Raw genomic sequence first — 23,136 nt, forward strand, 5'->3', positions numbered from 1 at the left:
TGTTCCTACGCGCGCCACGCCGCCACCGGTTCAGCCGACACGCCAGCACAGCTCAGACGGCCACCACCGGGACGCAGAACGCGCGGGCGGCCGCCGCCAGGGCCGTGACCAGGCTGAGCGCCACCGCGACGGCGACCGAGGGGCCGGGGCTGCGGGGTGCCTGTGGCTGGGGTCGGCCAGGCCACGGGGGCCCCTGTGACTCAGGCCGTGGGGGTACCTCGGGCTTGGGGCGGCGGTGCCTGTGGTTCGGGATCAACTATGGGTGTGCGGGGCTTGAGGTTCCGTGTCGGTCGGCCAGCGGCCCGTGGCTGGTTGTGGCGCCGGGGGTGCCAGCGCTGCGGGGGAGGTTGTGGCTCTAGGGCACGGTAAGAGGAGTCTTCGGTTGGGGGTTGGCCAACGTAGCGGAGGCTTGGCGGGGAGGCCGGGGGAGCTTGAGGTCGGGTTGGCTAGGGCTCGTGGTGGGCTTGCGGGTCGGGGGCGGTTGGTCGGGGTTCAGTCGCTGCCGCCTCCTCCTCCGCCTCCGGAGTCGTCGCTACCGCCGCCGTAGTTCCGGGCTGGGGGAGTGGTGTCGTAGGTGACGGTTCCGCCGTACCAGGTCCGGCGCGTCTGTTGGCGAGGGGCGAAGATCCGGCGCAGGTCGTCATCGTCGTCGATCCCCTCGACGCCCAGGACCGCCATCCGGTATCCCTCGGGTGGCGAATCGGCCAGTTCCTCCGATCGGCGGCGGCCGTTCCTCGACAGCACCGGGCGCCCTCCGCGCCGTGAGCGGCGCAGCAGGTTCCGGTCTTGCAGGCCGGCGGCGATCTCCTTGATCTCGGGGGACTCGGCGAGCTTCTGGACGAGGTTGGGCAGGGTCATGCCCTTGCCGGGAACCGCGTCGAGGAGCGCACGCTGGACGGGGTCCTGCGCGCGGTGCTCCAGCACCGTGACCCTGGGCCTGGCGACGGTGACGGTCACCCCGCCCTGCCGGCGCAGCGCGGCGAGGGCCACCATGACGACGCGCTCCGCGCCGCCGCGCAGGTAGGCGGCCTCGTAGAGGTCCAGCTCCCCAGCCATGCGTACCGTCCTCTCGCTTCTCGTGATCACCTCATGATCGTTTGCGGTCGGACGGGCGATGTGTCCGGAGACGCTTTTGGCCGCGTGCGGCCACGCGCCGTTCGGTGTCAGGCGATGCCGCCGTTGGCGTAGACGGTCTGGCCGTTGATCCAGCGCGCGGGGCCGGCGAGGAAGGAGACGACCTCGGCGATGTCGCCGGGCGTGCCCAGGCGCTCCAGGGGGTTCATCTTCGCCATCCGGTCGACGGTCTCCTCGTCCTTGCCGTCCAGGAACAGGGCGGTGGCGGTGGGGCCGGGGGCGACGGCGTTGACGGTGATGTCACGGCCGCGCAGTTCCTTGGCGAGGATCAGGCTGATCGCGTCGACGGCGCTCTTGCCGGCCGCGTACGCCGCGTAGGAGGGCAGGGCGAGCCTGGTCACCGAGGTGGAGAAGTTGATGATGGCGCCGCCGGAGCGGACCCGCCGCGCGGCCTGCTGGTCGACCACGAAGGTGCCGCGGATGTTGGTGCGGTGCATGCGGTCGAGCGCGTCGAGGTCGAGGTCGGCCACGGTGCCCAGGAGCATGATGCCGGCGGCGTGGACCACCACGTCGACGCCGCCGAAGGCGCGCTCGGCGGTGTCGAACAGCTCCGCGACGGCGTTCTCGTCGGCGACGTCGGCCCTGACGGCGATCGCCCGGCCGCCCGCCGCGGTGATCTCGGTGACGGTCTTCTCGGCTTCGGCGTCGTTGCCGGCGTAGGCGATCACCACGGCCTGGCCGTCGGCGGCCAGGCGCTGCGCCGCCTGCCGGCCGATGCCCCGGGATCCGCCGGTGACGATCGCGACGCGCTGGGGCTGGGTTGCGGTGCTCATGAACACGGTCCCTTCGTGCGGTAGCGCTGGTAATGGAATCATGGTATCGATGATACGTCAAACGACGATAACGCCTGGTTGGTATCGTCGATATCGTGGATACGCAGAACACCGCGCGGGAGCGGATCGTCCGGGCCGCGGCCGCACTGCTCGAGGAGGGCGGCCGCGAGGCGGTCTCCACCCGGGCGGTCAGCGCGGCGGCCAAGGTCCAGCCCCCGGCGATCTACCGCCTCTTCGGCGACATGCAGGGGCTGCTCGACGCGGTGACCAGCCACGGCATCGCCGAGTACCTGCGCACCAAGACCCAGCGGGAGCACGCGGCCGATCCGGTGGAGGACCTGCGCCGCGGGTGGGACCTGCACGTGGAGTTCGGCCTCGCCCACCCGGCCCTCTACACGCTCTTGTACGGCAATCCGCGTCCGGGGGTGGAGCCGCCGGCCGCCAGGGAGGCGGGCGAGATCCTGGCGGGCCTCGTCCACCGGGTCGCCGAGGCCGGACGGCTCCGCGTCGGCGTCGACGAGGCCGCCCGCATGATCCACTCGGCCGGGTGCGGGGTCACCCTGACGCTGATCGCCGCCGGGCCCGGGCATCGCGATCCGCACCTGTCACCCCGTAGCCGCGAGGCCGTCCTCGCCGCCGTGACCACCGGCGGCGCCATCGTCGCGGAGGCCCCCTCGCCGGTTCCCCACGCGGTCGCGCTCAAGGCCGCACTCCCCGCCATGGAGGCGCTCACCCCCGCCGAGAAGGTCCTCCTCGGCGAATGGCTGGACCGGCTCACGCGCCCCGCTGGTTGAGGCCGGTTCCACCTCACCCGGTCGAGCCGGGAGGGAAGTGGCGGCCTGTCCAGGCGGCCAGTTCGGCGCGGGCCGCGGCGAGTCGCTCGGGCGTCGCGGTGGCGGTGCTGACGATGAGGGCGAAGTGCGGCGTCCCGGCGGTGTCCGCCGGAGGGGTGAGTTGCAGCCGGTGCGCCGACTCGGCGCCGACCTCGCGGGTGGCCTTGACCGGCCCCGAGCCCGGGACGCCGTCGAACGTGCCGAGATCGCTGACGACGGTGGTGCCCGCCGGCGCGAACGACCGCGGCAGGTGCAGGTCGGTGGACGCCGCGGTGGCCGACCCTCTCCACACCAGTACGCCGAACTGGCGGTCCTTGACCAGCGCGGCGACGTTGGGCAGGGACGAGGGCACGGTCAGCCAGGCCTGCTGCCGTCCCGCCCCGGAGCGCGCCAGGTCCTCGTAGGCGAAGGCCAGGGTTTCGCCGTTCACCGCCGAGGGGTAGAGCCGGTCCAGGACGCGCGGGTCCAGCCGGAGCGTGACGTTGCCCGCGTCGTCGGCGGCCACGACCGAGTGGTCCTCGTCGTTCCACCCGTCGCCTTCGGTCTGCACCTTGTCGGGGTTGCCGTTCATCAACTCGTGGTGGCGGCCGCTGTAGACGTCCCAGTGCCACTGCATCGCCGACAGCACCTGCCCGCCGGCGGCCGGGCCGTTCCACCAGTTCCGGCCGGGGACGCCGTAGTCCATCGCCTGGTACATCGCCCGGATCATCCACGGGGTGCGGTCGCTGCCCGACCCGGAGAGCTTGTTGCCGAACTCCGAGACCAGCGGCGCGGTGCCCAGTTCCGCGGCCCGCTGCCGGATCTCGTTCATCGGCGCGTCGTAGGTCCCGTCGGACGCCGGGGTGGGGTCGAGGGTCATCCGCGCCCCGTCGTAGTAATGGCTGTTGAAGACCATCCGGGGACCCAGGCGCCCGACCGACGCCATGCCGCCCTCCTCGAAGAAGGTGGTGTTCCAGAAGACCAGCGGCTCGACGAAGGCGGGCTTGGCCGTCCAGCCCGCCTCGTCCATGGCGGTGCGGAAGCGCTGGTAGAACGGCATCAGATGGGTCTTCTCCCACTCCAGGCCGCTCTTGCCGTCCAGGCCGCCGTCGAAGGGTTCGTTGAAGGGGTCGAACCCGATGATGCTCTCGAAGGCCTGCGCGGGGAGCTTCTGCTTGAGGTGGGTCATGGTCGCCTTGGCCTGCGTGAGGAAGGCGTCCTGGACGCCGACCGGCCCGGCCGCCGTCGTCAGGACCCGGTTGCGCCAGAAGTCGCGGGCGGCCTGGCGCACGGCCGCGTTGTTCTGCATGTTCTGCCCCCACAGCAGGCAGATGCCGCAGGACTCCTTCGGATAGTTCCCGGCCCGGATCACCCATGCGGGGGCGCCGTCACCGGTGTACCAGCTGCCGGCGTTGAACAGGTGGGAGGAGTACAGGTCCTGGTGGTAGTCCAGCAGGACGCGGAAGCCCCGGTCGGTGAACGCCCTGATCTGCGCGGCGGCCCGGTCGAGATAGGCGTGGTCGATCCGGTCGGGGGCCGGCTGCACGCCCTCCCAGCTGATCAGGAAGCGGATCGCGTTGGCGCCGGTCAGGTCGCGCATCGCCTGCGCGGACCTGGCGGCGTCGGCCGTGCCGCGGAACGGGAGCAGGCCGTTCTCGTACAGCTTGGTGCTGCCCGAGACGTTGAAGCCGCGCAGCGTGACCTCGCGGCCGTCGCCGTCCCGGAACACCCAGCGCCCCCCTTGGGGGGAGACGACGACGGTGCCCTGCTCCTGCGCGGCGAGGGCCGGTGCGGGGGTGAGTGCCAGGAGTGCGGCCGAGACGATCGCGAGGGCGGCGCGGAGCGCGGGCATGGGCGGGAGCCTTTCGCCTGGGGCGGGGCTCCACTGTGCAAGAATCTTCTTGCACACGCAAGAGCTATCTTGCCTCCGTGCCATCCACCACACGCGAGCGCATCCTGGACGCCGCCCTGGAGCTGATCCAGGAGCGCGGCTTCGGCGGCACGACCGTCACCGGCATCGAGGAGCTGGCCGGGCTCTCTCCCGGCAGCGGCAGCTTCTACCGGCACTTCCGGTCCAAGGAGGAGGTGTTCCGGAGCGTCTTCGAACGGGAACTGGACCGCGCCCGGCGGCACCGCGAGGCGTTCGAACGCGGACCCGTCACCGCCGACCCCCGCGACGCGCTCACCCGCCGCCTCCTGCAGCAGCTCGACTACCTCGCCCGGATCAGGCCGCTGATCACGCTGCTCGCCCGCGAGCACGGCAGGTTCCCCGAGCTCACCCGCACCGTCCGCAGCGCGCTCCTGGACCAGGGCATCGCCGAGGAGGCCGACCACCTGGCACGGGACCTGCCGGGCGCGCCCGGCCACGACGACCCGCACGCGCTGCTCGCCGTCGTGGTCTCCGCCCTCACCGGATACCACCTGTCCTCGGAGTTCTTCGGCCGTCCACCGGCCGGCATCGACCCCGCCCGGTTCGCGACCGCCCTGGCCGCGCTCATCACCGGCCCCCCGCAGGAGGCGTCCCGCACCGACGGGTGAGGCCGGGGCGGAGTGGCGGGAACCGGCCAACGCTCCGATCTCCAGGACCGTCGCCGCGCCTCCGGGATTTGCTGGTCGGAAGATCGGCGTACCGGCCTGAGGAGGGTGTGGCGTTGGGAAGCGACAGCACGCACGAGGGGAACGGGACCGAAGCCGGTCGGCGCGATTTCCTGCGCTGGCTGTCGCTGGCGGGGGCGGGGCTGGGCGCGGGCCTCGCGGCCGGCGGCGCGCTGCCCCTGATCCCCGCGGCGCAGGCGCGGGCCGCGATGCGGCGGGGCGAGGTGCTCGTGCTGAACGGCGCGACGGTGATCGACGGCACCGGGGCGCCCCCGCGGCGCGACACCACCGTGGTGCTGGTCGGCGACCTCATCGCGTGGGTCGGCCCGCGGCGCGAGGTGCCGCTGCCGGCGGGCGCCCGGGTCGTGGACGCGCGCGGCAGGTTCGTCGTCCCGGGCCTGTGGGACATGCACACCCACTGGACGGTCCTGGAGAAGATCGTCCCGCCGCTGTGCCTGGCGAACGGCGTCACCGGGATCCGCGAGATGTGGGGCTACCCCGAGGTGCGCGCGGTGCGCGAGCGGATCGACCGCGGCGAACTGCCCGGCCCGCGGATCGTGATGGCCAGCACGATCATCGACGGGCCCGTCACCCTGCTCGGACCGCCCGCGGAACTGGTGGGCACGGCCGCGGAGGCGCGCGCGGCGGTGCGCCGGGCCAAGGAGGACGGCTCCGACTTCATCAAGATCTACTCGTATCTGAGCCGCGAGTGCCTGGAGGCGGTCGCCGACGAGGCGCGCCGGGTCGGCCTGCCCTTCGCCGGGCACCACGTGTACCGGATGCCGGTCGGCGAGGTGAGCGACGCGGGCATGCGCAGCTTCGAGCATCTGCACGGCATCCCGGTCCCGCTGTCGAGCAGGGAGGCGGAGTTCCGCGCGATCATGGACGGGACGCCGATGGACCCGGCCGATCCGCGGGCGTTCTTCAAGACGATGCGGGAACTGGAACGGCAGGCCGCGGCCACCTACAGCCCGGGCAAGGCCGCGAGGATGTTCGCCCGGTGGGTCCGCAACGGCTCCTGGCAGTCGCCGACGCTGACGGTCAACCGGGTGATGTCCTCGCCGGCCGACACCTTCGCCGATGATCCGCGCCTGAAGTACATCCCCCGCGACCTGCGTCCCGGATGGGCGAGCGCGGTCAGGGTCTACGCGCCGTCGACGCCGGAGGAGATCGTCCGGCAGCGCGACTTCCTGCGGTTCCGGCTGGATCTGGTCGGGGCGATGGACCGCGCGGGCGTCGGGCTCCTGGCCGGGACCGACTGCGGGAACCCCTACTGCTTCCCCGGCTCGGGCATCCACGACGAGCTGGAGCTGCTGGTCGAGGCGGGGCTCACCCCGATGCGGGCGCTGCGCACGGTGACCCGGGACGCCGCGCGCTTCCTGGGCCGCGAGGCGACGATGGGCACGGTCGCCCGGGGCAAGGTCGCCGACCTGGTGATCCTGGACGCCGACCCGCTGGCCGACATCCGCAACGTCCGGCGGATCGACTCCGTGGTGACCAAGGGCCGTCTCATCACCCGCGAGGAGCGCGCACGGATGCTGGCCGGCGTCGAGGCCGCCGCGGAGGAGCCGGTGGCCTCGACGCTGCGCTCGCCCGCGCTGCCGGCCTGCGGCTGCCTCCCCGCCGGCTGACCCGCGCCGGCGGTGTCACCCGCCCTGAACGCGCTTGCGCAGGACGCCGCCGTACTCGTACACCTTGGGGTCGAGCCTGGAGGCGCCCTCGTACCGGGCGATCTCGGCGGGCACCGGCGGGAGCGGCGGCTGCAGGTCCATGGGGCGCCACCGCTCCAGGTTCACCAGGCCCGGTTCCACCGGATCCAGGTCGGACAGCAACCGGTCGACCTCGGCCGGGGTGCGGGTCTGCCAGGGGATGCCGGCGGCGGTGACGCGCTCGGTCATCAGCGCGCCCTCCGCCGGGTCCTCGCACACCACCTGGGAGAACGTCAGGTGGCTGCCCGGCGCCGCCCGGTCGAGGATCGCGGTCAGCACGCGGCGCGGCTCGAACGCGTCGGGCAGGTGGTGGCCGACCGACAGGAACAGCACGGCGACCGGCTCGTCGAAGTCGATGAGCCGCCGCAGGTCCGGGTGCGCCAGGATCTCTCCTGGTCGCGCATGTCGGCGGTGATGACGGCGGTGGTGGCGTTGTCGGACAGCAGCGCGCGGCCGTGCGCGAGCACGACCGGGTCGATGTCGACGTACACGACGCGGGCGCCGGGGGCGATGCCCTGGGCGACCTGGTGGACGTTGCTGTCGGTGGGGAGCCCGCAGCCCATGTCGACGAACTGCCGGATTCCCGCTTCGAGGGTCAGGTACCGGACGGCCCGGTAAAGGAACAGCCGGTTCTGCCGGGTGATGTCCAGGCCCGCCGGGAAATGTTCGAGTTGAGTCCTGATGAACTGCCGGTCGACCTCGTAGTTGTCCTTGCCGCCCAGCAGCCATCCGTAGGCGCGCGCCGAGGTCGGCACGTCGCTCGGAGTTCCGGGCAGGGCGGGGCTCTGGCTGTCGGTCACTGAGCGTTTCCCCCGTTGACGTTCCGGTTCCGGGACTCGGCGTTTCACCGGAAACCGTACTCCTTCCGCCCGCACCGCGTGATCTTTTGCGGACGATCCGGCCGCCGCGACCCGAATTAGCGGAATTTCGGCCGGGCCACCCGATTGACCGGCGATTCGATCGGTACGACACTGAAAAGCGCAGGTAAAGCCATTCGGGCGAGGAGGTGCTCGATGGACAGGAAGTGGTATCGCTGGCAGGACTGGGTCGCGCTCGTCGCCGGTCTCCTGGTCGCCGTTCCGGAGACGCGGACCAGGCGGTCCGCGCACGCCTGACCGGCCGGTGAAGGACGACGAACACAGTCGCCGGCCAGGCCCGCGGCCCGGCCGGCGACGAAGGGCGAAGGGATTTCGCCGGCGCGATCCCTTCGACCGGCGACGCGCCGGCGGGAGAATGGCCCGTCCCGCCGCCGAGTCCGATCTTCGCGGGCCAATCGCCTCACATCGCAGGCCATTCGCTATACGGTCTTCTCGCCGGGTCCGCACGGCCGCCGACGCCGCTCTCAAGGCGCCGCCCGAACTGCGCGCCATCGCCCGGGAGAACCGGGCCTTTCTGGAACGGGCCGTCCGGCACCTGGTGAAGTCCGGGGTCAGGAAGTTCCTCGATATCGGCACCCCGCTGACCGCCTGGCCGGCCGGGCCGGGCCTCACTCCAGATGGACGATCGGCGGCGGGTAGTCGACCGTGCGCCGGCGCGCCGCCGGAAGGGTCCACGGCCGGTGGACGCGCGGCGGCTCGAGGTCCGCGAGCTCGGGGACGTACCGGCGGACGTAGTCGCCCGAACGGTCGAACCGGGCCGCCTGCCGCAGGGGGTTCATGACCCGGTTCGGGCGGGTGTCGTTGCCCGTTCCGGCCACCCACTGCCAGTTGCCCGCGTTGTCGGCGATGTCGCCGTCCGCCAGCAGGTCGCCGAAGTGCCGCAGCCCCTCCCGCCAGTCGACCTCGAGGTTCCGGGTGAGGAACGAGGCGGTGATCAGGCGGGCGCGGTTGTGCATGAACCCCTCGCGGCGCAGCTGGCGCATCCCCGCGTCCACGATCGGGACGCCGGTCCTGCCGTCGCGCCAGGCGGCCAGGGCGTCCTCGTCCCGGTTCCAGCGCCGCCCGCGCGGCCGGTAGTCGCGCCGGGGGAGGTCGGGGAAGGCCGCGGCGACCTGGTGGTGGAAGTCCCGCCAGGCGAGCTGCCGCCGCGGCCCCTCGGGCACGGCGTTCGCCAGTTCCAGCGGGGAGACGCAGCCGAACCGCAGGTACGGGCTGAGCCGCGAGGTGCGGTCGGCGGCGAGGTCGTCGTGGACGTCGTCGTAGTCCGCGGCGTCCTGGGCCAGCCAGGCCTCCATGCGCGCGCGTCCCGCCCGCTCCCCGCCTTCGGCCAGGTCGGGGGAGGGCGTTCCGGAGGTCAGGGAGGCCAGGCGCGGCAGCGCTCCGGGCCGGACACCCGGGGCCGGGCGCAGCTTCCGGGGCGTGTCCGCGACCGGCCGGTGCCGTGCCGCGGACCAGGCGCGCCAGTACGGCGTGAACACCCGGTAGTGGTCGCCGCCCGCCGGGGTGAGGGCCCCCGGCGGGACCACCGTGACCCCCGGGCAGGCCGTCACCTCCAGACCGGGGGCGATGCCGCGCAGCGCCGCCAGCCGCCGCGTCGCGTACGCCGACCGGTCGTCGGCGAGGAACACGGTGCGCGCCCCCGTCTCCCCGGCCAGCCGCGCGACCTGCGCCGCCGGGTCGCCGCGCCGCACGACCAGGTCGCCGCCCAGGCCGCGCAGCGACTCCCGCAGGTCGGCGAGGCTGTCGTGCAGGAAGCGGACGCGGTTGGGCGCGGCGAACCGCCCGTCCAGGATCGCGTCGTCGAGGACGAACAGGGGCACGACCCGGTCCGCCCGGCACGCCGCCGCCAGCGCCGGATTGTCGCGTATCCGCAGGTCCCGGGTGAACAGCATGAGCGAGGTCTCCATCACCCGGTTCTTCGGGACGGGGCCCGCGCCCGGATGCGTCCGGTGCGATCGTTCCCGCCGAACACCTGGTAGACCGTACGCTTTGCGACCGGGAGTCGACGAGCGGGACAGGAGGCGCATTGGGCGGGCCCCCGGACCAGGAGGCCGGGCTGGGCGTGGGCGCGGTGGCGCAGCGCCTCGGCGTGGCCGCGTCCACGCTGCGCACCTGGGACCGCCGGTACGGCATCGGCCCCAGCCGCCGCAGTTCGGGCAGCCACCGCCGGTACGCCCCCGCGGACGTCGCCCGGCTGGAGATCATGCAGCGGCTGATCCTGGAGGGCGCCCCGCCGGGCGAGGCCGCCCGGGTGGCGCTGGAGGCGCCGCCCGCCGGATCGCCGGCGCCGCGGGCCCACGGTGCCGGCGGCAACCGGATCCCCGTCGGCGAGCAGCCGGGCACCGCGCGGTCCACGGAGGTCCGCGGCCTGGCCAGGGCCGCGATGGCGCTGGACGCCCCGGCGATGGCCCGCGCCGTGCGGAGCGCGCTCGAGCGCGACGGGGTCGTGCGGGCCTGGGACGGGCTGTTCGTGCCCGTCCTCGACGGTATCGGCCGCAAGCACGCCGCGACCGGCGACTGCGTGGACGTGGAGCATCTGCTGTCCGGGGTGCTGCTGGAGTGCCTGGCCGAGGTGCCGCCCCCGGCGTCGCCCTTGAACACGCGGCCCGTCCTGCTCGCGTGCGCTCCCGAGGAGCAGCACAGCCTGCCGGTGTACGCGCTGGCCGCCGCGCTGTCGGAGGCCGGCGTCGCCGTGCGGCTGCTGGGCGCGCGGGTGCCGCCGCGGGCCCTGGCCTCCGCCATCCGGCGGAGCGGCCCGTGCGCCGTCTTCGTCTGGTCGCAGATCGCCGAGACCGGCGACCCCGGCTGGCTGGACGATCTTCCCCGGGCGCGCCCGGCGGTCAGGCTCGTGATCGGCGGGCCGGGCTGGGCGGGGGACCGGCTGCCGGAGGCGGTCCGGGTGGTCGCCAGCCTGCCCGAGGCCGTCGCCGAGCTGGAGTCCGCCAGCGGGTCGTCCTGACCCGTTTGTCCTGATCCAGGCAGGTCATTCCGCTTCTTTTGCCCACCCTCGGTTGCGCACGCCCCCACTCTTCGACTATGAACAAGTTTTGAAGCGGTTTATCGCGGAGGGGTGGACGATGACTCTCGGAGAGCGGCTCGCACGCGGCGACGAGGCGGCGCTGACCGAGTGCTACGGCGCGCTCGGCCCGCTCGTCCGCCGCGTCGCGGCCAGGCTGGTGCCAGGCCACGCCGTGGACGACGTCGTCCAGGTCGTCTTCCTGGAGGTCTGGCAGTCCCGGGGGCGCTACGACCCGTCCCGCGCCCTGGAACCCTGGGTCCTGTCCATCGCCCGCCGGCGCGCCATCGACCGGCTGCGCGCCGAGGCCCGCCATTCCCGCCGGACGGTGCCCCTGGAGGAGGACGCCCGGATCCGCGACGAGACCCCGGCCATCGACATCGCCTGCGACGTGCGCGAGGCCCTGGGCAGGCTGCCCGCGCCGCAGCGCCAGGCGCTCGTCCTGGCCCACTTCGGGCAGCTGACCCAGCCGGAGATCGCCGACCGGCTGGCCATCCCGCTCGGCACCGTCAAGGCCCGCACCACCCGCGGGCTCCGCAGGCTGGGAACACTCCTGTGAGCGCCCACCCGCGCCCCCGGCTCGCGGTGTCCAGCTGCCTCCTGGGCGCCCCGGTCCGCTACAACAGCGGCCACAGCCGGGACCGCTTCCTCACCGGAGCGCTCGCGCCGCACGTGGACTGGGTGCCCGTCTGCCCGGAGATGGAGATCGGCCTGGGCGCGCCCAGGCCCACCCTGCGCCTGCTCACCGGCGGCCGCCTCGTCACCAAGGACCGCGCCGCCGACCACACCGACGCGATGACCGGCCTGGCGCGGGGCAGGATCTCCGACCTCACCGACATCGACGGTTATGTCCTGAAATCGCGCTCGCCCAGCTGCGGGCTGCTCGGCCTGCCCCGCTACGCCTCCGGGCGGCCGGGCGAGCGCACCGACGGGCAGCCGGTGGACCGCCGCGGCCGCGGCGTGTGGGCCGGGCTCGTCCAGGACGCGCTTCCCGACCTGCCCGCGGAGGAGGACGGGCGGCTGCGCGACCCGGTGCTGCGCGAGCACTTCATCGAACGCGTCTTCGCCCAGGCCAGGCTGCGCGAGCTCTTCGACGGCGACTGGCGCCCCCGCGACCTCGTCGACTTCCACAGCAGGCACAAGCTGCAGATCCTCGCCCACGACCCGGCCGGCTACCGGACGACCGGCCGGATCGTCGCGCGGGCGGGCGTGCGGGACCGCGGCAGGCTGGAGGCCGACTACCGCCGCGCCTTCGGCGAGGCCTTCGCCGTCCGGGCCGGGCGCGGGCGGCACGGCAACGCGCTCCTGCACGTCCTGGGCCCCCTGAGCGAGCGGCTCGACCGGACCCGGCGCCACGACATCGTCACCACGATCGAGGCCTACCGCCGGGGCGAGGCGCCGCTGAGCGTCCCGATCGCCCTGCTCCGCCACCACGCCGAAGGCGAGGACCACGACTACCTGGCCCGGCAGACCTACCTGGACCCCTTCCCCGCCGATCTCGTCCTCCGCCACCACCTCTGACGCGGCAGGCGCCGCCGGAACCGCTCCAACGTCGACCGCGTCACCGATCACGCTGACGCGCGTCCTCAGGCCGGGTGGTTCCTCCGCCGCCGCCCCGGAACTACTCGGATTGAGGATGTGGCCCCCACGCGGGTCCGGCGAGCATCGAGGGCGAGGAGGGGGTGCCTGCCCGGGCACCCCAGCGAAGGAGGTTTCGCGATGACGCAGCAACCCGTTCGCCGGACCGGCGGCAGGAACGTCGCCGTGTACGACCCCGCCCGCCAGTTCGAGGAGCTGCACGACCAGATGGGCCAGCTCCTGAACCTCGCCTTCGGGCTGCCCCCGGGCGTCCAGGCGCAGGTCGAGGGACCCTGGATCCCGGCCGCCGACGTGTCCGAGAGCGAGGACGCCTACATGGTCGAGATCGATGTGCCCGGCGTGCACAGGGAGGACCTGGACATCCAGCTCAACGACCGCGAGCTGACGGTCGCCGGGGAGATCGTCGAGAAGGAGCGCGCCAAGCTCCGCCGCCGCACCCGCAAGGTGGGCCGGTTCGAGTTCAGCGGCGTCCTGCCGGGCGATGTGGACGCCGACAGGGTCGAGGCGAAGCTCGAGCACGGCGTGCTGACCCTGACGCTGCCCAAGGCCCAGGCCGCCAAGCCGAAGCACATCGAGGTCTCCCGCTGACCGCCCGCCCGCGGCCACGCGTGCCGGCGTGGCCGCGGACCGCGGCTGACCGGCCGCGCACGCCGCCGGATCCGTGCGGCCGCCGGAGCCGTGCGGAAGGGCCCGTCAGGTCGGGGGATGTGGACGGCGCGGGAACGTGCCGACCCTGGGAGGTGCGGGCGCCGGGCGGAGGGCTCGGGGCGCCGGAACCGCCGGGAACGGAACCGGAGGAGGGTACGGAGCGATGGCGAAGGCAGTCGGAATCGATCTCGGCACGACGAACTCGGTCATCGCCGCGATGGAGGGCGGCCAGGCGAACGTGATCCCCAACGCCGAGGGCGCGCGCACGACGCCCTCGGTGGTGGCCTTCACCGAGCAGGGCGAGCGGCTGGTGGGCCAGCTGGCCCGGCGCCAGGCGATCCTCAACCCGAAGGGGACGATCACCTCGGCCAAGCGCTTCATCGGCCGCAAGTACGACGAGGTCACCAGCGAGATGAGGGCGGTGTCCGCCGACGTCGTGGAGGGGCCGGACGGGGCGGTGCGCTTCGACGTGCGCGGCCGGACCTACGCGCCGGAGGAGATCTCGGCGCTGGTCCTGCGGAAGCTGGCGGAGGACGCGGGCCGGTACCTGGGGGAGAAGGTCACCGAGGCCGTGATCACGGTGCCCGCCTACTTCAACGACGCCCAGCGCCAGGCGACCAAGGACGCGGGCCGGATCGCCGGCCTGGAGGTGCTCCGGATCATCAACGAGCCGACCGCGGCGGCGCTGGCCTACGGGCTGGACAAGCGGGCCGACGAGAGCGTGCTGGTGTTCGACCTGGGCGGCGGCACCTTCGACGTGAGCCTGCTGTCGATCGGCGACGACGTGGTGGAGGTCCGCGCCACCTCCGGCGACGGGCACCTGGGCGGCGACGACTTCGACCGCCGCGTGGTGGACCACCTGGCCGAGGAGTTCAAGCGCGAGAACGGGATCGACCTGCGCGAGGACCCGCAGGCGCTGCAGCGGCTCTTCGAGGCGGCCGAGAAGGCCAAGGTGGAGCTGTCGTCGGTCACCCGGACGCATGTGAGCATGCCGTTCATCACCGCCGACGCGAGCGGCCCCAAGCATCTCGACACCACGCTGATGCGCTCGACGTTCGAGCAGATCACCGCGGACCTGGTGGAGCGGTGCACCGGCCCGGTGAAGCGGGCCATGGCCGACGCCAAGGTCACCGCCGACGACATCGACGAGGTGATCATGGTGGGCGGCTCCACCCGGATCCCCGCCGTGCAGGAGCTCGTCCGCCGGCTGACCGGCGGCAAGGAGCCCAACCTCACGGTCAGCCCCGACGAGGTCGTGGCGCTGGGCGCGGCCATCCAGGCGGGCGTGCTCAAGGGCGAGGTGAAGGACGTCCTGCTCCTGGACGTCACCCCGCTGTCGCTGGGGCTGGAGACCCTCGGCGGCGTGATGACCAAGGTCATCGAGCGCAACACCACGATCCCGGCCCGGCGGACCGAGACCTTCAGCACCGCCGAGGACGACCAGACCGCCGTGGACGTGGTGGTGCTCCAGGGCGAGCGCGAGCGGGCCGCCGACAACCGGGTGCTGGGCCGCTTCCGGCTGGGCGAGATCCGGCCCGCCTCGCGCGGTGAGCCGCAGATCGAGGTGACCTTCGACATCGACGCCAACGGGATCCTCGACGTCGCGGCGCGGGACAGGGACACCGGGGCCGAGCAGACCATCACCATCAGCGAGAGCGCCAACCTCGACACCTCCGAGATCGAGCGGATGGTCGCCGAGGCGGAGCGGCACCGCGACGAGGACGCCCGGCTGCGCGAGCTGATCGACGCCCGCAACGAGCTCGACTCGGCCGCCTACCAGGTCGAGCACCGCGTCCAGGAGATGGGCGACGCGGTGCCCGAGCACGAGCGGGCGCGCGCCGGGATGCTGGTCGGCGACGCGCGGCAGGCGGTCAAGGAGGAGGCGCCGCTGGACCGGATGCGCTCACTGAGCGGCGAACTGCGCCAGCTCTACCACGGCCTGGGCGCCGCGGGCGGATCCGGCCGGACGGGCCCCTCGGGAACCGGCACCGGAGACGAAGGCGGAGGCGGCGACGATGTCATCGACGCCGAGTTCACCACGTCGGACTGATCCCGTGGCTGGGGAGCACGGGACGCGGGACGACCGCCCCGGGAACGCCGAGCCCGAGACCACGATGGATCCCGCGCTCGCCGACGCCCACGAGCGGGTCGCGGAACTGGAGGACCTGCGCCGCCGCGCCCTCGCCGACCTCGACAACGCCCGCAAGCGGGCCGCCCGCGACCTGGACCGCGAGCGCGAACGGGAACGCGCCCGGGTGGCGACGGAATGGCTGGCGGTCCTCGACAACCTGGAACGCGCGCTCGCGCACGCCGGATCCGACGCGCACGCCGTCATCGACGGCGTCCGGGCGGTGCGGGACCAGGCCGTGGGGCTGCTGGACCGCCTGGGCTACCCGCGCCGCGACGAGTCGGGCGTGCCCTTCGACCCGTCCAGGCACGCCGCCGTGGGCACCCGCGCCGGGACGGGCGCGCCGCCCGGCACCGTGGTGGAGGTCGTCCAGCCCGGCTACGGCGACGGGGAGCGGCAGCTGCGTCCCGCGATGGTCGTCGTGGCGGCGGAAGAGGACGGCTGATGGCACCGGTCCGCGACCCGTACGAGGTGCTGGGAGTGCCCCGGGACGCCGACCAGCCGCAGATCCAGCGGGCCTACCGCGGGCTCGCCCGCGAGCACCACCCCGACGTCAACAAGGACCCCGAGGCGGAGGAGCGTTTCAAGGACGCCTCCGAGGCGTACGCGATCCTGTCCGACCCGGACAAGCGGCGCCGCTACGACGCCTTCGGCCCCGACTTCGAGCGCGTCCCGGAGGACGTGGACCCGGAGACCTGGGCCCGTGCCCGCGCCGGGGCGGGCGCCGGCCCGTTCGGCGGCTTCGGCGGCGGCTTCGAGGGCGGCGCGTACGAAGGGGGCCGGTACGAAGGCGGCTTCGAGGGTGCCGGCATCAAGGACCTGCTCGGCGGCCTCTTCGGCGGTCGCAGGGCCGGCCGGGCCGGCTGGGGCGGCCCCGCGCCGGGCGCCGACCAGGAGGCCGAGCTGGAGGTGACGGTCGAGGAGGCGTACCGGGGAGGCAGGCGGACGCTCACCCTGGGCGGCGGCTCCCGGCGGCGCACCGTCGACGTCGCCATCCCGCCCGGGGTCACCGACGGGCAGCGGATCAGGCTGGCCGGGCAGGGCGGCCGCGGCATGGAGGGCGGCCCGGCGGGCGACCTGTACCTCGTCGTCCGCCTCGCCCCGCATCCCCGCTACCGGGTCGAGGGCCGCGACCTGCACGTCGACCTGCCGCTCGCGCCGTGGGAGGCGGCGCTGGGCACCACCGCGCCGGTGGACACCCCCGGCGGTGAGGCCAAGGTCGGCGTGCCGCCCGGCTCGTCGAGCGGCCGGCGTCTCCGGCTGCGCGGGCGCGGCCTGCCCGATCCGCGCGGCGCGCCGGGCGACCTGTACGCCCGGGTGCGCGTGCTGGTGCCCGGGAAGCTCACCGGCGAGGAGCGGCGGCTGTTCGAGGAGCTGGCCGCCGCCTCGTCCTTCGACCCGCGGAGGCGCTGATGCCCTACGCCATCGTCCATGTCCGCCCGGCCGCGCTCGACCTGGAGTCGTTCGCGCGCGCCACCGGCACCCATCCCGACCTGGTGCGCAGGCTGGTGGTGCTGGGCGTCCTGGACGCCCGGCAGGGCCCGGACGGGCGGCTGTGGTTCGCGCCCGCCCAGGTCGCCCGGATGGCGCGCGTCCGCAGGCTGCGCGCGGGATTCTCGCTCAACTACACCGCCCTGGGCCTGGTCATCGACCTGCTCGACCGCATCGCCGTCCTGGAGGAGGCGCTCCGCGCCGGACCCGGACCCGACTCGGAAGGATGATCGTGGACATCGACCGGCTGACGCAGAAGTCCCAGGAGGCCCTGCGCGAGGCGCAGAGCAAGGCGCTCGAGCACGGCCACACCGAGGTGGACGGGGAGCACCTGCTGCTGGCACTGCTGGACCAGGGGGACGGCCTCGTACCGCGGCTGCTCGACGAGGCCGGGACCGATCCCGGCCTGCTGCGCGCCGACCTGGAGGACGATCTGCGGCGGCGCCCCAAGGTCACCGGGCCGGCGGCGCAGCCCGGCCAGGTGCTGGTCACCCAGCGCCTGGCGCGGCTGCTGGACGCGGCCGAGCGCGAGGCGCGCCGGCTCAAGGACGAGTACGTCTCGGTCGAGCACCTCATGATCGGGCTGCTGGACGAGGGGCCGGGGACCGCGTCCGAGCGGCTGCTGCGGCGGCACGGGCTGAACCGCGAGCGGTTCCTGGAGGCCCTCACCGGGGTCCGCGGCCACCAGCGGGTGACCTCGGCCACGCCCGAGCAGGCCTACGAGGCGCTGGAGAAGTACGGGCGCGACCTGGTCTCCGACGCCCTGGCGGGCAGGCTGGACCCGGTGGTCGGGCGCGACTCGGAGATCCGCCGGGTGATCCAGATCCTGTCCCGCAAGAGCAAGAACAACCCGGTGCTCACCGGCGACCCCGGAGTCGGCAAGACCGCGATCGTGGAGGGCCTGGCGCAGCGGATCGCGCACGGCGACGTCCCCGAGGGGCTCAAGGACAAGACGGTCTTCAACCTCGACATGGGCGCCCTGGTGGCCGGGGCGAAGTACCGGGGCGAGTTCGAGGAGCGGCTGCGCGCCGTCCTGGGCGAGGTCCGCGCCGCGGAGGGCCGCATCCTGCTGTTCGTGGACGAGCTCCACACGGTCGTGGGCGCCGGCGCCACGGAGGGGGCGATGGACGCCGGGAACATGCTCAAGCCGATGCTGGCCCGCGGCGAGCTGCACATGATCGGCGCGACCACCCTCGACGAGTACCGCAGGCACATCGAGAAGGACGCGGCGCTGGAGCGCCGTTTCCAGCCGGTGCTGGTGGACGAGCCCTCGGTCGAGGACACCGTCTCCATCCTGCGCGGCCTGCGCGAGCGGCTGGAGGTCTTCCACGGGGTCACGATCCAGGACGCGGCGCTGGTCGCGGCCGCGACGCTGAGCCACCGCTACATCTCCGACCGGTTCCTGCCCGACAAGGCGATCGACCTGGTCGACGAGGCGTGCGCGATGCTGCGCACCGAGATCGACTCCATGCCGTCCGAGCTGGACGGGCTCACCCGCAGGGTGATGCGGCTGGAGATCGAGGAGGCGGCGCTGGCCAAGGAGGACGACGCCGCGAGCCGGGACCGGCTCGCGGACCTGCGCGGGGAGCTGCGGGAGGCGCGCGCCGAGGCCGACGCCATGCGCGCCCAGTGGGAGGCCGAGCGGCGGTCGCTGCGGCACGTCCAGGACCTGCGCCGGGAACTGGAGCAGGTCAAGCAGGAGACCGACCGGGCCGAGCGCGACTACGACCTCGGCCGGGCGGCCGAGCTGCGCCACGGCAGGCTGCCCGAGCTGGAGCGCAGGCTGCGGGCCGAGGAGGAGCGGCTGGCCGCCAAGCAGGGCGGGCGGCGGCTGCTGCGCGAGGTCGTCACCGAGGGCGAGATCGCGGGCATCGTGTCCCGCTGGACGGGGATCCCGGTGAGCCGGCTGCAGGAGGGCGAGCGGGAGAAGCTGCTGCGGCTGGACGAGATCCTGCACGAGCGGGTCATCGGCCAGGACGAGGCGGTCCAGGCGGTGGCGGACGCGATCCTGCGGGCCCGTTCGGGCATCAAGGACCCGCGCCGCCCGATCGGGTCGTTCATCTTCCTGGGGCCGACCGGCGTCGGCAAGACCGAGCTGGCGCGCACGCTGGCCGCGGCGCTGTTCGACACCGAGGACAACATGGTGCGCATCGACATGAGCGAGTACCAGGAGCGGCACACGGTGAGCCGGCTGGTCGGCGCCCCGCCCGGGTACGTGGGCTACGAGGAGGGCGGGCAGCTCACCGAGGCCGTCCGCCGCAAGCCGTACTCGGTGGTCCTGTTCGACGAGATCGAGAAGGCGCACACCGACGTGTTCAACCTGCTGCTGCAGGTGCTCGACGACGGCCGCCTCACCGACTCCCGGGGCCGCACGGTCGACTTCCGCAACACCGTGCTGATCATGACGTCCAACATCGGGTCCGGCCACCTCCTGGACGGGGTGACTGCGGACGGCGAGGTCAAGCCGGAGGCGGAGAGCCGGGTCATGGCCGAGCTGCGCGCCCGCTTCCGCCCCGAGTTCCTCAACCGGGTGGACGACATCGTGCTGTTCAAGCCGCTCACCGAGGCGCAGATCGAGCGGATCGTGGACCTGATGTTCGAGGACCTGCGGGCCCGGCTCGCCGACCGCCGGATCGGGCTGGAGGTGACCGGCGAGGCCCGCCGGGTCATCGCCGCGCAGGGCTACGACCCCGTGTACGGGGCGCGGCCGCTGCGCCGGTTCATCGCCCGCGAGGTGGAGACCCGGATCGGCCGCGCGCTGATCGCCGGGGAGGTCCGGGACGGCATGGTGGTGCGGGTCGACGCGCGGCACGGCGAGCTGGCCGTCGGCCTGGAGCCTCCGGCCCCGGCCTCCGAGGACGCCGCGTCCTAGAGGCGCAGCGCGGCGAGCCCGGGTGGCGAGTTCGAGGTCGAACCGCCTCTCGGGATCGGACAGCTCGTGCCCGGTGAGCATCCTGACCCGCCTCACCTTCGAACGGCGCGGCTGAACCAGCCCCCTGTCGCCCGTGAGACCACCGTGCACGTGGGGGTGAGTTCGCTCCCCGGGGTCAACACGGCGAGGGTCCAGTGGGGAGGGAGGCGGGCCTCGGACCGGACCACGGACCCGTGGGAGCGGAGCGACCACACCGGGGGTTCCAGGGGGTCGCCCCCTGGGCCAATACGACGAGAGCCCAGCGGGGAGGGAGGCGGAGCCTCGGACCGCACCACGGCCCGTGGGAGCGGAGCGACCACACCGGGGGTTCCAGAGGGTCACCCCCTGGGCCAACACGACGAGAGCCCAGTGGGGAGGGAGGCGGGCCTCGGACCGGACCACGGGCCGTGGGAGCGGAGCGACCACACCGGGGGTTCCAGGGGGTCGCCCCCTGGGCCAACACGACGAGAGCCCAGCGGGGAAGGAGACGCAGTCTCCGACCACACTGGGCCCAGGGATCGAGTGGGCGATACTGGGATTGAACCAGTGGCCTCTACCGTGTCAAGGTAGCGCTCTCCCACTGAGCTAATCGCCCGCGAGCGTGCCCCGCAGGGGCGCGTTCGTTGAGGTGGAGACGGGATTTGAACCCGTGTACACGGCTTTGCAGGCCGTTGCCTCGCCTCTCGGCCACTCCACCAGAGCGAGACTGTTGCCTCACCTCAGAGCGGAAGACGGGATTTGAACCCGCGACCCTCACCTTGGCAAGGTGATGCTCTACCCCTGAGCCACTTCCGCTTGTGCTGCTCGGGGCCGGGGCCCCTTGCGGCGACGGGAAGAACATTAGCGTGTCCCGGCCGCTTCCCCAAACTGGATTACGGGGGTGGTTCGAGCGGCGTCGAAGCGTGAGCCGCCTAGGGTCGGACATATGACCGGTTATCAGGCGGACATCGCGCCGGTCGCGGCCCTGATGGGGGACCGCGGGCGGGCGGCGATGCTCACGGTGCTGCTGGACGGGCGGCCGCTGGCGGCCGGGGAGCTGGCGCGGACGGCGGGGGTGAGCGCGCAGACGGCCAGCGCGCACCTGGGGCGGCTGCTGGACGGCGGGCTGGTGACCGTGATCAGCCAGGGGCGGCACCGGTACTACCGGCTGGCGGGCCCCGAGGTGGCGGAGGTCATCGAGGCGCTGAGCCGGATCAGCCCCGCGGTGGAGGTGCGGAGTCTGCGGCAGTCGAGGGAGGCGCGCAGGCTGCACCGGGCGCGCAGCTGCTACGACCATCTGGCCGGTGAGGCGGGTGTCGCCCTGTACGCGGCGCTGATCGGGGGCGGTCTGATCGAGGCGGCCGCGCGGGGGGCGGCGTCGTTCGACGCGACGGTGAAGGGCGAGGAGCGGTTCGGCGAGCTGGGGATCGACGTCGGCGGCCTGCGGCGGGCGCGGCGGCGGTTCGCGGGGGAGTGCCTGGACTGGACGGAACGGCGGCCCCATCTGAACGGGGCGCTGGGGGCTGCCCTGCTGTCGCGGTTCCTGGAGTTGGAGTGGCTCGAACGGGGGAAGGGCCGCGGGCTGTGCGTGACCGAGGCCGGCGACAAGGGGCTGGCCGATTCGTTCGGGTGCGTCCTGCCGTGAACGAGTTCGCCTACGTCGGGGGCCGGCTGGCCACCGGGCTGGTGGATTTGACCTCCGATCCCGGCGCGCTGGAGTCGCGGGGCTGGTGGGCGGTCGTCGTCACCTACGAGGGCAAGGTCACCTGTGCCCGGTTCGAGCATGTAAGGCAGGGGCCTCATCCCAGGGGACGTTGGGCGCCGCCAGGCGAGTGGATCACGTCGCTGGACGAGGCGGCCTACATGCAGGGGGTCGAACGCATACGGGAGGCCATCGGGGAGGGCATCGTCTACCAGGCCAATCTGTGCCGGGTCCTGAGTGCGCCCATGGGACGGGACGCGGACATCGCGGGGCTGGGTCAGAGGCTGGTGGAGAGGCATCCGGCGCCGTACGCGATGACCCTCCGGCTGCCCGGCGTCGAGATAGCGAGCGCCTCCCCGGAGCTGTATCTGGCGCGGGAGGGGGAGGTGGTGGAGTCGCGTCCGATCAAGGGGACGGGCCGTACCGAACAGGACCTGCTGCCCAAGGACCGGGCCGAGAACGTGATGATCGTGGATCTGGTCCGCAACGATCTGGGCCGGGTGGCCGGGGTCGGGTCGGTGACGGTGCCGGAACTGTGCGCGGTGGAACGGCATCCGGGGCTGGTGCACCTGGTCTCGACCGTCCGGGCGCGGCTCGCGCCGGGGAGCGGCTGGCCGGAGCTGGTGGCGGCCACGTTTCCTCCCGGTTCGGTCACCGGCGCGCCGAAGTCGAGCGCGCTGGCCTTGCTGGATGCGCTCGAACCTGTTCCCCGCGGGCCGTACTGTGGGGCCATCGGCTGGGTGGACGCGGACTCCCGGCGCGGGGCCCTGGCGGTCGGGATCCGGACGTTCTGGGCCGAGGAGGGCCTGCTGCGGTTCGGTACCGGGGCGGGGATCACCTGGGGGTCCGAGCCGGCCCGTGAATGGCGCGAGACCGAGCTGAAGGCGGCTCGGCTATTGGAGGTGGCTGCCGGTGGCGGCGGTGCGGGGCAAGATCTGGCTCAACGGGGACCTGCTCGATCCCGACCAGGCGCTGGTGTCGGTGTTCGACCACGGGATGCTGGTGGGGGACGGGGTCTTCGAGACGGTGAAGGCCACCAACGGTGAGCCGTTCGCGCTCACCCGGCACCTGCGGAGGCTGGCCCGTTCGGCGGCCGGGCTGGGGCTGCCCGAGCCCGACCAGGACGCGCTGGCGCACGGCGCCCTGGAGGTGCTGGCCGCGGCGCCCAAGTGGCCGCTGGCCCGTCTCCGGATCACCTACACCAGCGGGTACGGGCCGCTCGGGTCCGACCGGGGGACCGCCGGGCCGACCCTCTCGATCATCGCGGCGGAGCAGAAGCCGTTCCCCGCGACGGCGGCGGTGACCGTGGTGCCGTGGCCGCGCAACGAGCGGGGCGCGCTGAGCGGGCTGAAGACGACCTCGTACGCGGAGAACGCGCTGGCGCTGGCCTACGCCAAGGAGCGCGGCGGCGGCGAGGCGATCTTCGGGAACCTGGCCGGGAACCTGTGCGAGGGCACCGGCACCAACATCTTCGTGGTCCGCGGCGGCCGGCTGGTCACGCCGCCGCTGTCGTCGGGCTGCCTGGCCGGGGTGACGAGGGCGCTGGTGCTGGAGTGGTTCGGCGCCGAGGAGGAGGACCTCCCGCTGGAGGACCTGTACCGGGCCGAGGAGGCGTTCCTGACCTCCACGACCCGTGACGTCCAGCCGATCGGCCTGGTCGACGGAACGGGGCTGCCCGCGGCGCCCGGCCCGGTCACCGCCAAGGCGATGGAGGCGTTCAAGGCCCGTTCCGCGGAGCTGATGGATCCCTGACGCGCCCGC

General features: G+C 73.5%; 19 protein-coding genes, 3 tRNA genes and 2 pseudogenes. 16 read left to right on the forward strand and 8 right to left on the reverse strand.

Annotated elements, in window-relative coordinates:
- Positions 1–492: 492 nt before the first annotated feature.
- The gene (locus tag ACFPZN_RS06475) at positions 493–1,086 is read right to left on the reverse strand and encodes a TIGR04222 domain-containing membrane protein (RefSeq protein ID WP_378280875.1); all 594 of its coding nucleotides are present in this window, start codon (positions 1,084–1,086) and stop codon (positions 493–495) included.
- A 77-nt stretch (positions 1,087–1,163) separates the two neighbouring features.
- Positions 1,164–1,907 (reverse strand): SDR family oxidoreductase, encoded by a 744-nt coding sequence (locus tag ACFPZN_RS06480; RefSeq protein ID WP_378280876.1) that lies wholly within the window; start codon positions 1,905–1,907, stop codon positions 1,164–1,166.
- A 95-nt stretch (positions 1,908–2,002) separates the two neighbouring features.
- Here ACFPZN_RS06480 and ACFPZN_RS06485 point away from each other — a divergent pair, with 95 nt between their 5' ends.
- Positions 2,003–2,701, forward strand: coding sequence for a TetR/AcrR family transcriptional regulator (locus tag ACFPZN_RS06485; protein WP_378280877.1), 699 nt, complete (start codon positions 2,003–2,005; stop codon positions 2,699–2,701).
- A gap of 13 nt (positions 2,702–2,714) precedes the next feature.
- On the opposite strand, the gene ACFPZN_RS06490 is transcribed toward ACFPZN_RS06485, so the two are convergent.
- On the reverse strand, positions 2,715–4,571 hold the full coding sequence (locus tag ACFPZN_RS06490) for a cellulase family glycosylhydrolase (protein ID WP_378280878.1): 1,857 nt from the start codon (positions 4,569–4,571) through the stop codon (positions 2,715–2,717).
- A gap of 77 nt (positions 4,572–4,648) precedes the next feature.
- Between ACFPZN_RS06490 and ACFPZN_RS06495 the strand changes: the two genes are divergently transcribed.
- Both ACFPZN_RS06495 and ACFPZN_RS06500 read left to right on the forward strand, forming a co-directional pair.
- On the forward strand, positions 4,649–5,257 hold the full coding sequence (locus ACFPZN_RS06495; protein WP_378280879.1) for a TetR/AcrR family transcriptional regulator: 609 nt from the start codon (positions 4,649–4,651) through the stop codon (positions 5,255–5,257).
- A gap of 113 nt (positions 5,258–5,370) precedes the next feature.
- Positions 5,371–6,945 carry an amidohydrolase family protein gene (locus tag ACFPZN_RS06500; protein WP_378280880.1) on the forward strand — a complete coding sequence of 525 codons (1,575 nt, stop codon included), beginning with the start codon at positions 5,371–5,373 and terminating at the stop codon, positions 6,943–6,945.
- Between the two features lie 15 nt (positions 6,946–6,960).
- Here ACFPZN_RS06500 and ACFPZN_RS06505 read toward each other — a convergent pair.
- A pseudogene (locus tag ACFPZN_RS06505) lies at positions 6,961–7,898 on the reverse strand (SAM-dependent methyltransferase).
- Positions 7,899–8,256: 358 nt separating this feature from the next.
- Here ACFPZN_RS06505 and ACFPZN_RS06510 point away from each other — a divergent pair.
- A pseudogene (locus ACFPZN_RS06510) lies at positions 8,257–8,472 on the forward strand (SAM-dependent methyltransferase); the annotation flags it as partial.
- A gap of 37 nt (positions 8,473–8,509) precedes the next feature.
- Here the strand turns inward: ACFPZN_RS06510 and ACFPZN_RS06515 are convergent.
- A complete protein-coding gene (locus ACFPZN_RS06515; protein ID WP_378280881.1) occupies positions 8,510–9,808 on the reverse strand; it encodes a cryptochrome/photolyase family protein in 1,299 nt (432 codons plus the stop codon).
- Between the two features lie 119 nt (positions 9,809–9,927).
- Between ACFPZN_RS06515 and ACFPZN_RS06520 the strand changes: the two genes are divergently transcribed.
- From ACFPZN_RS06520 to clpB, 9 genes are all read left to right on the forward strand, one after another.
- Positions 9,928–10,860 (forward strand): MerR family transcriptional regulator, encoded by a 933-nt coding sequence (locus tag ACFPZN_RS06520; protein ID WP_378280882.1) that lies wholly within the window; start codon positions 9,928–9,930, stop codon positions 10,858–10,860.
- A gap of 118 nt (positions 10,861–10,978) precedes the next feature.
- A complete protein-coding gene (locus ACFPZN_RS06525) occupies positions 10,979–11,476 on the forward strand; it encodes an RNA polymerase sigma factor (RefSeq protein WP_378280883.1) in 498 nt (165 codons plus the stop codon).
- A complete protein-coding gene (locus ACFPZN_RS06530; RefSeq protein ID WP_378280884.1) occupies positions 11,473–12,438 on the forward strand; it encodes a YbgA family protein in 966 nt (321 codons plus the stop codon). The genes ACFPZN_RS06525 and ACFPZN_RS06530 overlap by 4 nt, the downstream gene beginning before the upstream one ends.
- A gap of 198 nt (positions 12,439–12,636) precedes the next feature.
- On the forward strand, positions 12,637–13,104 hold the full coding sequence (locus tag ACFPZN_RS06535; RefSeq protein ID WP_378280885.1) for an Hsp20/alpha crystallin family protein: 468 nt from the start codon (positions 12,637–12,639) through the stop codon (positions 13,102–13,104).
- A gap of 223 nt (positions 13,105–13,327) precedes the next feature.
- On the forward strand, positions 13,328–15,214 hold the full coding sequence (gene dnaK, locus ACFPZN_RS06540; RefSeq protein ID WP_378280886.1) for a molecular chaperone DnaK: 1,887 nt from the start codon (positions 13,328–13,330) through the stop codon (positions 15,212–15,214).
- A 4-nt stretch (positions 15,215–15,218) separates the two neighbouring features.
- Complete coding sequence (locus ACFPZN_RS06545) at positions 15,219–15,737, forward strand: nucleotide exchange factor GrpE (protein WP_378280887.1); 519 nt, start codon at positions 15,219–15,221, stop codon at positions 15,735–15,737.
- Complete coding sequence (locus ACFPZN_RS06550) at positions 15,737–16,705, forward strand: DnaJ C-terminal domain-containing protein (protein WP_378280888.1); 969 nt, start codon at positions 15,737–15,739, stop codon at positions 16,703–16,705. Before ACFPZN_RS06545 ends, ACFPZN_RS06550 begins: the two co-directional genes overlap by 1 nt.
- Positions 16,705–17,013, forward strand: a complete 309-nt coding sequence (locus tag ACFPZN_RS06555; RefSeq protein WP_378280889.1) for a chaperone modulator CbpM — start codon at positions 16,705–16,707, stop codon at positions 17,011–17,013. Before ACFPZN_RS06550 ends, ACFPZN_RS06555 begins: the two co-directional genes overlap by 1 nt.
- Positions 17,014–17,015: 2 nt before the next feature.
- Positions 17,016–19,655, forward strand: coding sequence for an ATP-dependent chaperone ClpB (gene clpB, locus ACFPZN_RS06560; RefSeq protein ID WP_378280890.1), 2,640 nt, complete (start codon positions 17,016–17,018; stop codon positions 19,653–19,655).
- A 562-nt stretch (positions 19,656–20,217) separates the two neighbouring features.
- Here clpB and ACFPZN_RS06565 read toward each other — a convergent pair.
- The 3 genes from ACFPZN_RS06565 to ACFPZN_RS06575 form a co-directional block, all read right to left on the reverse strand.
- Positions 20,218–20,289, reverse strand: a tRNA-Val gene (locus ACFPZN_RS06565).
- Positions 20,290–20,320: 31 nt separating this feature from the next.
- Positions 20,321–20,391 (reverse strand) — tRNA-Cys (locus ACFPZN_RS06570).
- Between the two features lie 26 nt (positions 20,392–20,417).
- Positions 20,418–20,489, reverse strand: a tRNA-Gly gene (locus ACFPZN_RS06575).
- A gap of 130 nt (positions 20,490–20,619) precedes the next feature.
- Between ACFPZN_RS06575 and ACFPZN_RS06580 the strand changes: the two genes are divergently transcribed.
- The 3 genes from ACFPZN_RS06580 to ACFPZN_RS06590 are packed head-to-tail and all read left to right on the forward strand — an operon-like array spanning position 20,620 to position 23,127.
- Positions 20,620–21,318 (forward strand): ArsR/SmtB family transcription factor, encoded by a 699-nt coding sequence (locus ACFPZN_RS06580; RefSeq protein ID WP_378280891.1) that lies wholly within the window; start codon positions 20,620–20,622, stop codon positions 21,316–21,318.
- Entirely contained in the window at positions 21,315–22,421 is a 1,107-nt protein-coding gene (locus ACFPZN_RS06585; RefSeq protein ID WP_378280892.1) for a chorismate-binding protein, read from the forward strand. Before ACFPZN_RS06580 ends, ACFPZN_RS06585 begins: the two co-directional genes overlap by 4 nt.
- The gene (locus ACFPZN_RS06590; RefSeq protein ID WP_378281023.1) at positions 22,309–23,127 is read left to right on the forward strand and encodes an aminotransferase class IV; all 819 of its coding nucleotides are present in this window, start codon (positions 22,309–22,311) and stop codon (positions 23,125–23,127) included. The genes ACFPZN_RS06585 and ACFPZN_RS06590 overlap by 113 nt, the downstream gene beginning before the upstream one ends.
- Positions 23,128–23,136 lie beyond the last annotated feature (9 nt).

This window comes from Actinomadura rugatobispora (genome assembly GCF_042656285.1).
Classification (GTDB): domain Bacteria; phylum Actinomycetota; class Actinomycetes; order Streptosporangiales; family Streptosporangiaceae; genus Spirillospora; species Spirillospora rugatobispora.